This window comes from Streptomyces sp. RGM 3693, from assembly GCF_050471125.1.
Classification (GTDB): Bacteria; Actinomycetota; Actinomycetes; order Streptomycetales; family Streptomycetaceae; genus Streptomyces.
In genome coordinates, this window is record NZ_JBMPPQ010000004.1 from 465,711 (window position 1) to 479,836 (window position 14,126).

The following is a 14,126-nucleotide window of genomic DNA, read 5'->3' on the forward strand; positions in this document are numbered from 1 at the left end:
ACCGCGAAGGCCGCCCGAGGGGCGGCCTTCGGTGTTTCCGCGGCCGTTCCCTCCACACCGGAAGACTCCCGGAAGGAACCGCCATGCACCCCGAGCCCCAGACCCGGCCCACCGCCGCCGCACTGGTCCAGCGGCTGCTCGACCCCGCCTGCCCGCCGTTCGCCCTGCTCCGCCGCCGGGCCCCCGGCCGGGACGGCAGCGCCGTCGAGGTGCTGATCGGCGCGGTGACCGAGGTCGAGCGGCTGGCCGACATCCCGCTCGGCAAGGGGGTGCCGGCCGCGCCGGTGTCCGACGCGCTGGCCCTGATCCCGTTCCGGCAGATCCGCGAACGCGGCTTCCGGGCGCACGACGACGGCACCCCGTTGGCCGTACTGCGCCCCACCGAACGCCACGAGCTGCCGCTGGACGCGCTGCTGGCGGCGCTGCCGGCGCACGACGTCCGGGTGGAGGGCGGGGCGTTCGACGTCGCCGACGCGGCCTACGCGGAGATCGTCGAACGGGTGGTCCGGGAGGAGATCGGCACCGGCGAGGGCGCCAACTTCGTCATCCGCCGGACCTTCGAGGGCGAGATCCCCGGCTTCTCGGCGGCCGACGCGCTGGCGCTGTTCCGGCGACTGCTGGCCGGTGAGCGCGGGGCGTACTGGACGTTCGTGGTGCACCGGCCGGGGGTGCGCACGCTGGTCGGCGCGAGCCCGGAGGTGCACGTCCGGATGACAGGTGGACCCAGCGAGCGCGAAGCGCTCTCGTCCCGGGGCGGTGGCGGGCGACGGGCGGGAACCGTCGTGATGAACCCCATCAGCGGGACCTACCGCTACCCCGCGGAGGGGCCCAGCGCGCAGAGCCTGCTGGCGTTCCTCGGCGACCGCAAGGAGGTCGAGGAACTGTCGATGGTGGTGGACGAGGAACTGAAGATGATGTGCACCGTCGGCGACCAGGGCGGGGTGGTGGTCGGGCCCCGGCTCAAGGAGATGGCGCACCTCGCGCACACCGAGTACGAGCTGCGCGGCCGCTCCACCCTGGACGTGCGGGAGGTCCTCAAGGAGACGATGTTCGCGGCGACGGTCACCGGGTCGCCGGTGCAGAACGCCTGCCGGGTCATCGAACGGCACGAGCCGGTCGGCCCGGACGGGCGCGGGCGCGGCTACTACGCGGGCGCGCTGGCGCTGATCGGCCGGGACGCGAACGGGGCGCAGACGCTGGACTCCCCGATCCTGATCCGCACCGCGGACATCGACGGCGGGGGCGCCGCCCGCTCGGGCGAAGCCGAGAGTGCGGGAGGGCGGCTGCGGGTGCCGGTCGGGGCCACCCTGGTGCGCGCCTCCGACCCGGCCAGCGAGGTCGCCGAGACGCATGCCAAGGCGGCCGGGGTGCTCACCGCGCTGGGGGTCCGGCCGGCGCCCGCGCGGGCCGCGACCGGGCCGGCGCCGCGGCTGGCCGACGACCCGCGGGTGCGGGCCGCACTGGACGCCCGCCGCGCCGACCTGGCCCCGTTCTGGCTGCGGATGCAGACCACCGCACCGGTCGCCGGACTGCACGGCCACGCCCTGGTCATCGACGCCGAGGACACCTTCACCGCGATGCTGGCGCACCTGCTGCGCACCTCGGGGCTGACGGTGACGGTCCGCCGCTACGACGAGCCGGGGCTTCGCGCGAGCGCCCTGGCGCACCAGGGACCGGTGGTGCTGGGCCCCGGGCCGGGCAACCCGTCCGACCCCGCCGACGCCAAAATGCGCTTCCTGCGCGGGCTCACCGCCGAACTGGTGGCGGGCCACCGCCACGGCCTGCTGGGGGTCTGTCTCGGCCACGAACTCCTCGCCGCGGAGCTGGGGTTGGAGATCGTCCGCAAGGACGTGCCGTTCCAGGGTGCCCAGGAGCGGATCGACTTCTTCGGCCGGACCGAGACGGTGGGCTTCTACAACACCTTCACGGCCCGTTGCGACGACCGGACCGCCGCCGAACTCGCCATGCACCGCGTCGAGTTGAGCCGGAACGAGACCACCGGCGAGGTGCACGCGCTGCGCGGCCCGGGCTTCGCCGGGGTGCAGTTCCACCCCGAGTCGGTGCTGACCCTGGACGGTGCGGCGGTCACCGCGCAGCTGCTGGCAGCTGTCCTCGTGTGACCAGCATGTGCCCATTGGTGCGGCCGGCCAGGTGGTCCTCCACATTGACCACGGTGGTCTCGATGATCTGGCCGACCGCCTCCTGGGTGAAGTACGCCTGGTGCGAGGTGACCAGCACGTTCGCGAAGGTCATCAGCCGGGCCAGGGTGTCGTCGCTGATGACGTCCAGGGACTTGTCGTAGAAGAACAGCCCGGCCTCCTCCTCGTAGACGTCCAGGCCGACGCCGGTGAGCCGGCCGGCCTTGAGCGTCTCGACCAGGGCCGCGGTGTCGATCAGCCCGCCGCGGCTGGAGTTCACCAGGATCGCGTCGTCCTTCATGGCGGCCAGCGCGGCGGCGTCGACCAGGTGCCGGGTGTCGTCGGTCAGCGGGACGTGCAGGGTGACCAGGTCCGCCTCGGCGAACAGCCGCTCCCGGGGGACGTAGCGCATGCCCAGCGCCACGCACTCCGGGTTCTCGGCGAGGTCCCAGCCGAGCAGTTCCATCCCGAAGCCGTGGGCGATCCGGGTGAAGGCGGTGCCGATCTTGCCGGTGCCGAGCACCCCGGCCGTCCGGCCGTGCAGGTCCCGGCCCATCAGGCCGTCCAGCCGGAAGTCGAAGTTCCGGGTGCGGTTGGCGGCCGGGACCAGCCGCCGGTTCACCGCCAGCGCCAGCAGCCAGGCGAACTCCGCGACCGCGTGCGGCGAGTACGCGGAGACCCGGCCGATGGTCAGGCCGAGATCGGCCGCGGCCTCCAGGTCGATGTTGTTGAAGCCGGTGGAGCGCTGGGCGACCATCTTGGTGCCGCCGGCGGCGAGGGTCTGCAGCACCTCGGCGCTCAGGTCGTCGTTGACGCTGGTGGAGACGACCTCGTAGCCGTGCGCGATGGGGGCGGTGTCGCGGTTGAGGAAGACGTCCAGAGCGCGGACCTGGTGGCGGCCGCCGAACGCCTTCTCCAGGATCGGCCGCTCGTCCGCCTGCACGCCGAAGGCGACGATCTCCACGTTCCCTCCCGGTTCTCCCCCGCCGGTGGTCCTCGCGCGGCGGTGCCGCACAGCAGCGATGGGCCGGATATGTCGCGTCATGGCGAATATACGACCCATCGCACGGCGGTGCCGCCCGGAGAGCGGGCGGCCCGGTTCAGCCGAAGAAGACGCCGACCTCGGCGTAGAGCGCCGGATCGACGGTCTTCAGCTTGGCGGTCGCCTCGGAGAGCGGCACCCGGACGATGTCGGTGCCGCGCAGCGCGACCATCGTGCCGTAGTCGGCGTCCCGCACCGCATCGATGGCGTGCAGTCCGAAGCGGGTGGCCAGCCAGCGGTCGAAGGCGCTGGGGGTGCCGCCGCGCTGGGTGTGGCCGAGGACGGTGGTCCGGGCCTCCTTGCCGGTGCGCGCCTCGATCTCCTTGGCCAGCCACTCGCCCACGCCGGAGAGCCGGACGTGCCCGAAGGAGTCGGTGCTGCCGTCCTTCAGCACCATCTCGCCGTCCTTGGGCATGGCGCCCTCGGCGACCACCACGATCGGCGCGTAGCTGGCCTTGAAGCGGGACTCGATCCAGCGGCAGACCTCGCCGACGTCGAAGCGCTGCTCCGGGATGAGGATGACGTTGGCGCCGCCGGCCAGGCCGGAGTGGAGCGCGATCCAGCCGGCGTGCCGGCCCATCACCTCGACGACCAGCACCCGCATATGGGATTCGGCGGTCGTGTGCAACCGGTCGATGGCCTCGGTGGCGACCCCGACCGCGGTGTCGAAACCGAAGGTGTAGTCCGTGGCCGACAGGTCGTTGTCGATGGTCTTGGGCACGCCGACGCAGGGGATGCCGTACTCCGTGAAGAGCCGGGAGGCGACGCCGAGGGTGTCCTCGCCGCCGATCGCGATCAGCGCCTCGATCTCGTGCTTGGCGAGCGTCTCCTTGATCCGGCGGACCCCGTCCTCCTCCTTGAAGGGGTTGGTCCGCGACGAGCCGAGGATGGTGCCGCCGCGGGGCAGGATGCCGCGCACCGCGGGGATGTCCAGCCGTACGCTGCGCCCCTCCAGCGGTCCGCGCCAGCCGTCCCGGAAACCGACGAAGTCGTATCCGTGCTCCTGGGTGCCCTTGCGGACGATGCCCCTGATCACCGCGTTCAGACCCGGGCAGTCGCCGCCGCCGGTCAGTACTCCGACCCGCATCGCTTCACCTTCATCCCGTCCGTGGCCGCGTACGGCCGTCCGTGAGCGTAACGCCGGTCACGCTAATGGTGACCTGGGTCACTCCGGGATGGTGTGCGCGCCGATCCCCGCCAATTGCACGGGAGTTGACCCGAGGTCTTCACCCGTACGAGCGGACGGAGGGGTCCCGGCGGGGAGGGCGAACGGCTCAGACGCCGTCGAGGCCGCGCTCGATCGCGTACCGCACCAGCTCGACGCGGTTGTGCAACTGGAGCTTGCCGAGGGTGTTCTGGACGTGGTTCTGCACCGTGCGGTGCGAGATGACCAGCCGCTCGGCGATCTGCTTGTACGAGAGTCCCTTGGCGACCAGGCGCAGCACCTCGGTCTCCCGCTCCGTCAACCGGGGGGCGCCGGGTTCGTCGGCGGTCGCCGGGGCTGGTTCCGCCGCCAGCCGGCGGTACTCGCCGAGCACCAGACCGGCCAGGCCCGGGGTGAACACCGGGTCGCCGGCGGCGGTGCGACGGACCGCGTCGAGCAACTCCTCGGTACTGGCGGACTTCAGCAGATAGCCGGTGGCCCCGGACTTCACCGCCTCCAGGACGTCGGCGTGCTCACCGCTGGCGGAGAGCATCAGCACCCGCAGCGACGGATTGCCGCCGACCAGCTCCTTGCACACCTGGACGCCGGGCAGCCCCGGCAGATTGAGGTCCAGCACCAGCACGTCGGGCGCCGTCGCCTGGGCCCGGCGCACCGCCTGGAGCCCGTCCCCGGCCGTCGCCACCACGTCGCACCCGGCCTCCGCCAGATCCCGGGCGACCGCGTCCCGCCACATCGGGTGGTCGTCGACCACCATGACCCGCAGGCCCGTCTCCTCCGTCACGCGCGCGCTCTCCCCCGTCGTCCGCCCTCGGGCGCGATGCCCTTGGGAACCTTCAGCTCCACTTCCGTGCCCTGGCCGGGGACCGAGATCCACGCGGCGCTGCCGCCCAACTCCCGCAGCCGGCCGCGGATCGACAGCGCCACCCCGAGGCGGCCCTCGCGCTCGGCCACGGCGAGCCGCCCCTCGGGAATGCCGGGGCCCTCGTCGCGCACCGTCACGATCACCGCGTCCGGTTCGTCCTCCACCAGGATCCACGCGCGGGCGTCGGCCCCCACGTGCACCCGGACATTGTCCAATGCCGCACTGACAGCGGCGGCCAGCTCCGCCGCCGCGGCGGCCGGCAGCTCGACCGGGGAGCACGGCCCGGACAGCGTCGCCCCGGCCCCGGCGTGCGGGGCGAGCAGCGCCATCAGATCGCAGGAGCCGGCGGCCGACGGCGGACCGGGAACCGCCGGGCGGTCCGCGGGGCCGCCGTCGGCCGCGGCGTCCGCCACCGCCCGCTGCCGGGGCACCAGTCCCCCGGCGACCAGGGTGCGCAGCGCCACCTCCTGCTCGCCCGCCATCCGGCCCAACTCGGCCGCCTCGCCGCCGATCGCGGTGCCGCGCCGCTGCACCATGGCGAGCACCTGGAGCACGCTGTCGTGGATGTCGCGGGCCAGCCGCTCCCGTTCGCGGGTGGCGGCGTCGATCTGGAGGGCGCGGGCCAGGGTGCGCTCACTGGCCCGGGCCACCTCGACCACGTAGCCGATGGCGACGCTTGCCACCCACACCAGCACCACGTTGTGGACAGTGTCCCGGGCCAGCTCCTGGCGCTCGACGAGATTGATCACCGCCACGATGGTGGAGGCCACCGCGGCCCACCGCCAGCCGCCCTTGATGGCGAAGCCCAACACGGCGCCCGCCGTCCAGATGGACGGCAGGGTCGCGGCGCCGTCCATGATGCGGGCGTGGGAGTCGATCACCGACGTGAGCAGGATGCCGCCGACCGCGACGCTGAGGTCACCGACCAGGAACTGCCGGGTGCAGCGCTCAGCGGACGTCGTACGGCGCCAGGTCAGCGCCGTCCAGAGGGTGAGCACGGCCATGTAGGCGGCGGCGCCCAGCGGGTGCGCGTAGTGCGGGTAGGAGACCGCGAACAGGCACAGCACGTAGACCAGGGTCAGGATCCGGTAGCCGGTGAGCGCCCGCCACAGCGGCAGCTCGACCGACATCCGCAGCACCGTGCGGCGCCCGCCGGGCGTCGCGTCCCGGTCGCCCTGGGCCCCGCTGCCCGTGCTCCGTGCGTCGTCTATGTCGGCATCCGTCATGCCGGCCCCCACCCCTCACCGGGGCCCCCGCCCCGGTCTCGGCTCGTCCGTCCGTCCCGTTCGGCGGTGGCCCGGCCGGCCTTCGCCGTCTTACGCCTCTGCTGCCTTCTTCTGCGCCTCCGCGGCCTTGGCCGCCTCGGCGATCTGCCGCTTGGCCGCGGTCGCGTAGATGTCGACGTACTCCTGGCCGGAGAGCTTCATGATCTCGTACATCACCTCGTCGGTGATCGAGCGCAGGATGTAGCGGTCGCCCTCCATGCCCTGGTAGCGGCTGAAGTCCAGCGGCTTGCCGATCCGGATGCCGGGCCGGACCATCTTCGGCAGGACCTTGCCGGGCGGCTGCACCTTCTCGGTGTCGATCATCGCCACCGGGATGACCGGCGCCCCGCTGGCCAGCGCCACCCGCGCCAGGCCGCCCGGCTTACCGCGGTAGAGCCGCCCGTCCGGGGACCGGGTGCCCTCCGGGTAGATGCCGAAGAGCTCGCCGCGCTCCAGCACCTCGATGCCGCTCTTGATCGCCGCCTCGCCGGCGCCACGGGCGCCCGAGCGGTCGACCGGGAGCTGCCCGACGCCCTTGAAGAACGCCGCGGTCAACTTGCCCTTCACGCCCGGGGAGGTGAAGTACTCGGCCTTCGCGATGAAGGTGACCTTGCGGTCGAGCACCGCGGGCAGGAAGAAGGAGTCCGAGAAGGACAGGTGGTTGCTCGCGAGGATCGCCGGACCCGCGGCGGGAACGTTCTCGATGCCTTCCACCCAGGGCCGGAACGCGAGCCTCAGCGGACCGCCGATGGAAAACTTCATTGCGCCGTAGATCAACCGACTGCCTCCTGTGTCTGACGCATTGACCTTAACCCCCGCGCGGCACGCCCGGGGCCGAGGCGAGGCACTAGACCGCGTGCGGGCCCGCCGAGGGCCGCGCGGGGGTCCCGTCCGCGACCGTCCGCGCCGGTCTGCGCCGGTCCGCGACCGTCCGCGCCGGTCCCCCGACCTGGCGCTCCGGACGGCCGTGGCCCTACCCCGCCGCGGTCACTCCGCGTACCCTGAGGTAACCCTCCAGCCCCCTCACCGATCGGAGTCCCCCGGTGCCGCTCCTCCCCGGAGCCGAGCCGTTCCGCCGTGACGGCGGAGACGTCGGCGTCCTCGTCTGCCACGGCTTCACCGGCTCCCCGCAGTCCATCCGCCCCTGGGCCGAATACCTCGCCGACCGGGGTCTGAGCGTCTCCGCGCCGCTGCTGCCCGGCCACGGCACCCGCTGGGAGGACATGCAGCTCACCACCTGGCAGGACTGGTACGCCGAGGTCGACCGGGAGCTGCGCGCGCTGGCCGAGCGCTGCACCAAGGTCTTCGTCTGCGGGCTGTCCATGGGCGGCGCACTGGCGCTGCGGCTGGCCGCCCGGCACGGCGACACGATCAGCGGGGTGGCCGTGGTCAACCCCGGCAACAAGGTCCACGACGCGGCGGCTCCGCTGCTGCCGGTGCTGCGGCACGTCGTCCGGTCGACCAAGGGGATCGCCAGCGACATCGCCAAGCCCGGTGCGGTGGAGGTCGGTTACGACCGGGTGCCGCTGCACGCCGCGCACTCGCTGCGGCAGTTCTTCCACCTGGTCGACGCCGAACTCCCGCGCGTCACGCAGCCGTTGCTGGTGCTGACCAGTCCGCAGGACCACGTCGTCCCGCCCGTCGACTCCGAGCGGATCCTGGGCCGGGTCTCGTCCACCGACGTCCGGCACGCGCTGCTGGAGCGCAGCTACCACGTCGCCACGCTCGACCACGACGCCGAGCAGATCTTCCAGGACAGCTACTCCTTCATCACCCGGCTCGCCCCGGAGGCCCGTCCGGACGCGGTCCAGGAGGGGACGGCGGCCAGTGGCGGAGCGTAGCCCCCGCGACCCCCGGGACCCGCTCGACGAAGAGGCCGCATGGGCCGAGATCGTCGCGGGCTACGGCGAGCGGCCGGAGTTCCCGGCCACGGACCAGCGACCGGACCGGGCCCCGGCTCCGGACGGAGCGGCGGCCGACGGCGCGAGGCCGGACGGCGCGAGGGCTGACGGCGCGGCGGCGGACAGTGCGGGGGCGGACGGCGACGCCCCGGACGCCCCCACCCCCCGCCCCGCCGACGGCGCACCCGGCGACGGCACCCCGTCGCGCCCCGGCAGCTTCGTGGTCTACGCCCCCGGCGTGGGACCGCGCGACTGGACCCCGGACGAGCCCTCCGACGACGACTTCGACGAGACCGACGAGGGCCACTTCACACCGCCCGAGCCACCGCCGCTGCCGGCCGCCGACACCACCACCAAGTTCGCCTGGATCGCGGCCCTCGGCGGCCCGCTGCTGCTGATCCTCACGGTCGTCCTCCAGCAGCCGGTCACCTGGTGGATCGCGGTGCTGGGCATCGGCGGTTTCCTGGGCGGCCTGGGCACCCTCTTCGCCCGCATGACGGGCGACCGGGACGACGACGGGGACGTGCCGGGCGGCGGGGCGGTGGTCTGAGCCGCGGACCGGCCGGGGGTCAGCCGCCGGCCGGCACCCGTAGTGCGCTCAGGACCGGCAGATGGTCCGAGGCCGCGCGCAGGTCCGCCGCGCGGACGCCCGGCAGCCCGTGCGGCACCCCGCACCCGAGGAACTCCACGCCGCCGGTGGCGAACACCGCATCGATCCGCTGCCGCGGCGCGTGCGGCGTGGAGGTGAACTCACCGCCCCACGGCTCGGCCGCCCAGCCGTCCCCGAGGACCGCCGCGACCCGCCGGAAGCTCCGCCCGTCGGGCCGGTCGTTGAAGTCACCGCCGACCACCGTGTGCGGCACGCCCAGCCCGGCGACCCGCTCCAGGAGCAGCCCGGCCTGGTCGTAGCGCTCCCGCGGGTCGAGGCTGAGGTGAGCGCTGACCACGCCGAGCCGGGCCCCGGCGAAGCGGACCACGGCGGTGGCCAGACCGCGCTGGTGCAGTCCGGGGGTGCGCGGCAGCAGGACGTCCTCGGTCCGCTCCACGTGGGCGCGGAGGTGAGCGAGGACCATCGGGCCCGCGGTGGTGGCACCACCGGTGACGTAGACCAGGCCGCTGGCCCGGGCAAGGCACTCGGCGGCCTTGCGCCAGCGGAAGAAGCGCGGCGCCTCCTGGACGAGGACGAGATCGGGGGCGCAGGCCCGGATGACCCGGGCCAGCGCCGCCTGATCGTCGCGCATCGAGCGGATGTTGTAGCTGAGCACCCGGACGACCGCGGAACCGTCCGCCTCGGTGGCGGAGGCCGGGAGTCCGGCGGCGAGGGGCGCCGCACCGGTACGGGTACCGGCGGGATTCACCGTGCCGGACGCGGGCCGTCCGGAGCGCTCGGCCGCCATCCGTGTCAGCCCTGGCGCGCCAGGTCGGCCGCGCCGACCAGTCCGGCCTCGCCACCGAGTTGTGCGGCGAGCACCTGGGCGTGCGGGCGCCACTGGCTGCCGACCAGCCAGCGTCGGAACGACTTGCGGATCGGGTCGAGGACCAGCTCGCCCTCGTCCGAGACCCCACCGCCGACGATGAACGCGGACGGGTCGAAGAGCGAGGCCAGGTCGGCGAGGCCGGCACCGGCCCAACGGGCCAGTTCGCGGAACGAGTCGATGGCGACCGGGTCGCCCTGGCGGGCGGCCGCGCTGATGTGCTTGCCCTGGATGCCCTCGGGGGTACCGTCGCCGAGCGCCAGCAGCGCCGCGGCGCTCTCCGGGGTGGCGAAGGCGCGCTGCCGGGCGTACCGCAGCAGAGCGCGGCCGGAGGCGTACTGCTCCCAACAGCCCTGGCTGCCGCAGCCACACAGCAGACCGTCGGGGACGACCCGGATGTGGCCGAACTCGGCGGCGACGCCGAAGCGGCCGCGGCGCAGCTTGTTGCCGATGATGATGCCGCCGCCCAGGCCGGTGCCGAGGGTGATGCAGATGACGTCGCTGTGGCCCTGCCCGGCACCGAAGCGGTACTCGCCCCAGGCCGCGGCGTTGGCGTCGTTCTCGACGACGACGGGGAGGCCCACGCGCTGCTCGACCTTGTCCTTGAGCGGCTCGTGGCGCCAGTCGATGTTCGGGGCGAAGAGGACCGTGGCCCGCTTCTCGTCCACGTAGCCGGCGGCGCCGATGCCGACGGCCTCGACATGATGGCCGGCACCGACCGTACGGACGGCGTCCGCGATGGCCTCGGTCAGCGCATCGGTGGCTCGCGGGGTCGGAACCTTGCACGTCTCAAGGATCGAACCGTCTTCGTCGACCACGCCGGCCGCGATCTTCGTGCCGCCGATGTCGACGCCGATGGTGAGTCCCATGTGTCCCTCAGTTTTCGCTCGAACCCCGCCGGGACCCACCGTACCGGAGGCAGGGAGAGCTCCCCCGCCGCTCACGGCCGCGGAGGTGGGGTGGCTCCCTCGCCGGGCGGGCGAGGGGAGGGATCAGTCGAGGTCGATCCGCTCGGGGCCGGCGGGACCGTCGTCACGCGGGTCGCCGGCCTCGCCTTCGGCGTGGTCGTCGGCGGTGGCGTCGCGGGTCCAGCGGCGCTCGCTGCTCTCGACCACCGAGCGGTAGGCGGCGAGGAGTTCGGAGCCGGCCGCGGCGAGGTGGTCGAAGACGTCGGGGTTGCGCTCGATGACCGGCTCGACGGCGGCCTTGGCCTGCCGCAGCAGCTGGCCCACCGCACTGCTGGCGGCCGTCCCGCCCAGCGCGCCGGGCAGCTGGATGGCCGCGAGCTTGTCGGTCACCGCGTCGGCCAGCCGACGCAGTTCCTCGGCGGCGCTGCCCTGCTGGGGGCCGTACTCGGCCCGGCGGCGGGCCTGCTCCGCTGCGAGGTCCTCGGCACAGGCCGCCTCCCAGGCGTCGGCATCGGGCTCGACGGGGCGATCGGCGGGGCGCTCGGTGGCATCACTCATGGCGGACTCCGTGGACTCCTGCGGGCGGTACGGACCGGACGGGGCCGTGCGGTGCCGGGTGGCACTGCGGGCGGACACCTGCACGGCGTGACGTCTTACGACGTTACCCGAACGGGGGTGCCCACTTCAGTCGCTCGGCGCGGTCCGCGGCCACAGCCCCGGATCCGGGGTGAACCGGATCTCCAGGGAGCCGTCGCGCAGCGCGGCACCGGAGACGGTGCAGCGGCGCAGCGCCGAGGGCAGCGTCCGGATCCGCCGGAAGCGGCCGACGGTCACCACGATCTCGTCGCCGCGGCGCACCAGGCCGAGGCCGTCCCGCTGGGCGCCGGGCAGCGGCACCCGCCAGACGAGGAGGCCCTCGGACGCCAGCCGGTCCTCGACGGTCCAGGGGTCGGCGGGGGCCGCGGCCCGTTCCGGCGGGGTCATGGTGGCGGCGGGGCCGTCGAGCAGCCCGCCCACCTCGTCGATGCCCTGGGGGTCGCGGCCCAGGTGCGGCACCTCGTGGACGGGAACGTCGGGGAACTCCGCGCGCAGTGCCTTGAGGGCGGTCTGCTGGTTGCCGGAGAGCCCGGCCAGGAAGGGGTCGGCGGAGCCGGTGGGCAGCAGCCGGTTGACCAGCACGCCGTCGGTGCGGCGGCCGTGCAGCGCGAGGCCGGCGCGGACGGAGCGCAGGGTGGCGGTGGCGATCGGTCCGGCGTCGGTGACCAGCCGTACGGAGGTGTCGGGGGCGTCCACCACCCGCTGGACGGCGGCGAGTTCGCGCTCCCAGCGCTCGGCGGCCTCGTACAGCTTCTGGGCCGGCATGGGGACGCCGGCGAGTTGGGCGAGCACCGGGCGCAGCGCGCGGGCCGCCTGGCGCTCGGCCGGCAGCAGGCGGCGGAGGTAGCGGCGGACCTGGGCGGGCAGGGCGAGCAGCCGGATCGTTTCGGCGGCCGGCGGCATGTCGACGACCAGCAGCTCCCAGGCGTCCGAGGCGTGCGCGGCGCGCAGCGCGTGCAGCAGCGCGAAGGACTCGGAGCCGGGGAGTTCGGTGAGTTCGTCCTCGTCGAGGGGGGCCGCACCGAGCAGGTCGAGGGCGGCGCCGGCGCGCTCCTGGAAGGCGAGGAACTCCTGGCGGAACCGGTCGGCGGGGTCGATCCGGTGGGCGTACAGGCCGGGGGCCTCGGCTATCGGGGACGGCTCGGCGACGCCGGGGCGGACGCCGAGCACCGCCTCCGGCGCGCTGCTCTGGGTGGTGAGCAGGAGGGTCCGCGCGCCCTGCCGGGCACCGGCCAGGGCGGTCGCGGCGGCGAGCGTGGTGCGGCCCGCGCCGCCGGGGCCGGTGACGAGGACGGTGCGCACGCTCAGTGCTTCTCGGCCTCGTCGGAGGCGGCCGTGGTACCGGACGCCGCGGGGCCGCTCTCGACCCGCTTCTTCAGCCCGGCCAGCGCCCGGTCGATGATGACCTTCTCGGCCTTGCGCTTGATCATCCCGAGCATCGGGATCTTGACGTCGACGGTGAGCTGGTAGGTGACCTCGGTGCGGGTGCCGCCTTCCAGCGCGGCGAGCCGGTAGGAGCCGTCCAGGACGCGCAGCATCTGCGACTTGACCAGCGACCAGCTGACCTCGTTCTCGCCGGTCCAGGTGTAGGCGAGGGTGTGGTCGTCCTTGATGGCGCCGGCGTCCAGCACCAGGCGCACCTTCTTCGCGCGGCCCCGGTCGTCGGTGTCGAGGATCTCGGCTTCCTTGACCTCTCCGGTCCACTCCGGGTAGCGGTCGAAGTCGGCGATCACTCCCATCACTTCGGCCGGTGCCGCCTCGATCGTGATGTTCGAGCTGGTGTGTTCGGCCATCGCCGTGACTCCTCCATGCCGATTCGTACCGGTCCGCCGACCCTTCCCCGAGCTCTCACTTCCGTTCGAGCGGGGGAGACCCCATTACGCGGTGTCTATGCTGCTGAAGGCTACCGCGCGGGGGAACCCGGACCGACACCAGCGGGCCCGCCGCGGCGGCCTCACCGCCCGGCGGTCGCCGGCCTCACCACTCCAGCACGTAGGGCCTGCCCGTGGCGTTGAAGTGCCCGACATTGACGCATTCCGTGCCACCGATCCGGGACCGGCGGGCGAGCGGCTGGTGGACGTGTCCGAAGAGGGCGTAGCGGGGCCGGGTGGTGCGGATGGCGTGCAGCAGGGCGGCGCTGCCCCGTTCGAAGCGGCGGGCGACGGTGTCGTAGCAGAGGTCGGGGACGTCCGGCGGGATGTGGGTGCACAGCACGTCCACCTCGCCGACCGCCTCGATCTTGGCGGCGTACTCCTCGTCGCTGATCTCGTACGGCGTCCTCATCGGGGTGGTCAGGCCGCCGCCGACGAAGCCGAAGGTCCGGCCGCCGATCTCGACCCGCTGGCCGTCCAGGACGGTGGTGCCGGTGCCGGCGTACTCCGGCCACAGCCGCGGTATGTCGACGTTGCCGTAGGTCGCGTACGTGGGGGTGGGGAACGCGGAGAAGAGATCGGCGTACTGGCGGCGGACCGCGGCCTCGATGACCGCCTCCCGGCTGGCGCCGCTGCGGTCCAGCTCGGCCCAGAGTCGGCGGCCCAGCTCGCGGGCCTCGTCGAAGCGGCGGGCGGTGCGCAGCTCGACCAGGGCGTCGGCGTTGGCGACCCCGAAGAGGTCGGGGAAGATGCCGCGCGAATGGTCCGCGTAATCGAGGAAGAGGACCAGGTCGCCGAGGCAGACCAGGGCGTCGGCCCCGTCCCCGGCCGCCGCCAGGTCCCGGCTGTTGCCATGGATGTCACTGACCACATGCACGCGCATGGCGTCACCCTAGTAGGGC

The 14,126-nt window shown here is 73.7% G+C and carries 14 protein-coding genes; 3 read left to right on the plus strand and 11 right to left on the minus strand.

Translation table 11 applies throughout. The features are described from left to right. Positions 1-83 precede the first annotated feature (83 nt). Positions 84-2,120: an anthranilate synthase family protein gene (locus tag ACO0M4_RS38250; RefSeq protein ID WP_430375748.1), complete on the plus strand. Its 2,037-nt coding sequence runs from the start codon at positions 84-86 to the stop codon at positions 2,118-2,120. Here the strand turns inward: ACO0M4_RS38250 and ACO0M4_RS38255 are convergent. The 5 genes from ACO0M4_RS38255 to ACO0M4_RS38275 all read right to left on the minus strand — a co-directional run bounded on the left by ACO0M4_RS38255 (position 2,086) and on the right by ACO0M4_RS38275 (position 7,234). Then, positions 2,086-3,102, minus strand: a complete 1,017-nt coding sequence (locus ACO0M4_RS38255) for a 2-hydroxyacid dehydrogenase (protein ID WP_430375749.1) — start codon at positions 3,100-3,102, stop codon at positions 2,086-2,088. The genes ACO0M4_RS38250 and ACO0M4_RS38255 overlap by 35 nt on opposite strands. Before the next feature lie 136 nt (positions 3,103-3,238). After that, complete coding sequence (locus ACO0M4_RS38260) at positions 3,239-4,267, minus strand: 6-phosphofructokinase (RefSeq protein ID WP_430375750.1); 1,029 nt, start codon at positions 4,265-4,267, stop codon at positions 3,239-3,241. A 187-nt stretch (positions 4,268-4,454) separates the two neighbouring features. Continuing rightward, positions 4,455-5,099, minus strand: coding sequence for a response regulator (locus tag ACO0M4_RS38265; RefSeq protein WP_430376053.1), 645 nt, complete (start codon positions 5,097-5,099; stop codon positions 4,455-4,457). A 23-nt stretch (positions 5,100-5,122) separates the two neighbouring features. After that, on the minus strand, positions 5,123-6,337 hold the full coding sequence (gene macS / locus ACO0M4_RS38270) for a MacS family sensor histidine kinase (protein ID WP_430376055.1): 1,215 nt from the start codon (positions 6,335-6,337) through the stop codon (positions 5,123-5,125). 186 nt (positions 6,338-6,523) lie between these two features. Further along, the gene (locus tag ACO0M4_RS38275) at positions 6,524-7,234 is read right to left on the minus strand and encodes a lysophospholipid acyltransferase family protein (RefSeq protein WP_430376056.1); all 711 of its coding nucleotides are present in this window, start codon (positions 7,232-7,234) and stop codon (positions 6,524-6,526) included. A gap of 281 nt (positions 7,235-7,515) precedes the next feature. Here ACO0M4_RS38275 and ACO0M4_RS38280 point away from each other — a divergent pair, with 281 nt between their 5' ends. Both ACO0M4_RS38280 and ACO0M4_RS38285 read left to right on the plus strand, forming a co-directional pair. Then, positions 7,516-8,313: an alpha/beta hydrolase gene (locus ACO0M4_RS38280; RefSeq protein ID WP_430375751.1), complete on the plus strand. Its 798-nt coding sequence runs from the start codon at positions 7,516-7,518 to the stop codon at positions 8,311-8,313. Further along, positions 8,300-8,923 carry a hypothetical protein gene (locus ACO0M4_RS38285; protein ID WP_430375752.1) on the plus strand — a complete coding sequence of 208 codons (624 nt, stop codon included), beginning with the start codon at positions 8,300-8,302 and terminating at the stop codon, positions 8,921-8,923. The genes ACO0M4_RS38280 and ACO0M4_RS38285 overlap by 14 nt, the downstream gene beginning before the upstream one ends. Before the next feature lie 19 nt (positions 8,924-8,942). On the opposite strand, the gene ACO0M4_RS38290 is transcribed toward ACO0M4_RS38285, so the two are convergent. The 6 genes from ACO0M4_RS38290 to ACO0M4_RS38315 form a co-directional block, all read right to left on the minus strand. Then, complete coding sequence (locus tag ACO0M4_RS38290; protein ID WP_430375753.1) at positions 8,943-9,770, minus strand: endonuclease/exonuclease/phosphatase family protein; 828 nt, start codon at positions 9,768-9,770, stop codon at positions 8,943-8,945. 5 nt (positions 9,771-9,775) lie between these two features. Further along, complete coding sequence (locus tag ACO0M4_RS38295; RefSeq protein WP_390026697.1) at positions 9,776-10,717, minus strand: ROK family glucokinase; 942 nt, start codon at positions 10,715-10,717, stop codon at positions 9,776-9,778. Between the two features lie 123 nt (positions 10,718-10,840). Further along, positions 10,841-11,314, minus strand: coding sequence for a DUF5304 domain-containing protein (locus ACO0M4_RS38300; protein ID WP_430375754.1), 474 nt, complete (start codon positions 11,312-11,314; stop codon positions 10,841-10,843). 126 nt (positions 11,315-11,440) lie between these two features. Then, complete coding sequence (locus ACO0M4_RS38305) at positions 11,441-12,655, minus strand: ArsA family ATPase (protein ID WP_430375755.1); 1,215 nt, start codon at positions 12,653-12,655, stop codon at positions 11,441-11,443. 2 nt (positions 12,656-12,657) lie between these two features. Beyond that, on the minus strand, positions 12,658-13,146 hold the full coding sequence (locus tag ACO0M4_RS38310) for an SRPBCC family protein (RefSeq protein ID WP_430375756.1): 489 nt from the start codon (positions 13,144-13,146) through the stop codon (positions 12,658-12,660). A gap of 184 nt (positions 13,147-13,330) precedes the next feature. Then, positions 13,331-14,107, minus strand: a complete 777-nt coding sequence (locus ACO0M4_RS38315; protein ID WP_430375757.1) for a metallophosphoesterase family protein — start codon at positions 14,105-14,107, stop codon at positions 13,331-13,333. Positions 14,108-14,126 lie beyond the last annotated feature (19 nt).

What these genes read in the sequence shown, in the direction of transcription:
- ACO0M4_RS38250 (WP_430375748.1), top strand. Translation starts at nt 84, where the DNA reads ATGCACCCCGAGCCCCAGACCCGGCCCACCGCCGCCGCACTGGTCCAG.
- ACO0M4_RS38260 (WP_430375750.1), bottom strand. Translation starts at nt 4,267, where the DNA reads ATGCGGGTCGGAGTACTGACCGGCGGCGGCGACTGCCCGGGTCTGAAC.
- ACO0M4_RS38265 (WP_430376053.1), bottom strand. Translation starts at nt 5,099, where the DNA reads ATGGTGGTCGACGACCACCCGATGTGGCGGGACGCGGTCGCCCGGGAT.
- macS (WP_430376055.1), bottom strand. Translation starts at nt 6,337, where the DNA reads ATGTCGGTCGAGCTGCCGCTGTGGCGGGCGCTCACCGGCTACCGGATC.
- ACO0M4_RS38275 (WP_430376056.1), bottom strand. Translation starts at nt 7,234, where the DNA reads ATGAAGTTTTCCATCGGCGGTCCGCTGAGGCTCGCGTTCCGGCCCTGG.
- ACO0M4_RS38290 (WP_430375753.1), bottom strand. Translation starts at nt 9,770, where the DNA reads ATGGCGGCCGAGCGCTCCGGACGGCCCGCGTCCGGCACGGTGAATCCC.
- ACO0M4_RS38295 (WP_390026697.1), bottom strand. Translation starts at nt 10,717, where the DNA reads ATGGGACTCACCATCGGCGTCGACATCGGCGGCACGAAGATCGCGGCC.
- ACO0M4_RS38300 (WP_430375754.1), bottom strand. Translation starts at nt 11,314, where the DNA reads ATGAGTGATGCCACCGAGCGCCCCGCCGATCGCCCCGTCGAGCCCGAT.
- ACO0M4_RS38310 (WP_430375756.1), bottom strand. Translation starts at nt 13,146, where the DNA reads ATGGCCGAACACACCAGCTCGAACATCACGATCGAGGCGGCACCGGCC.
- ACO0M4_RS38315 (WP_430375757.1), bottom strand. Translation starts at nt 14,107, where the DNA reads ATGCGCGTGCATGTGGTCAGTGACATCCATGGCAACAGCCGGGACCTG.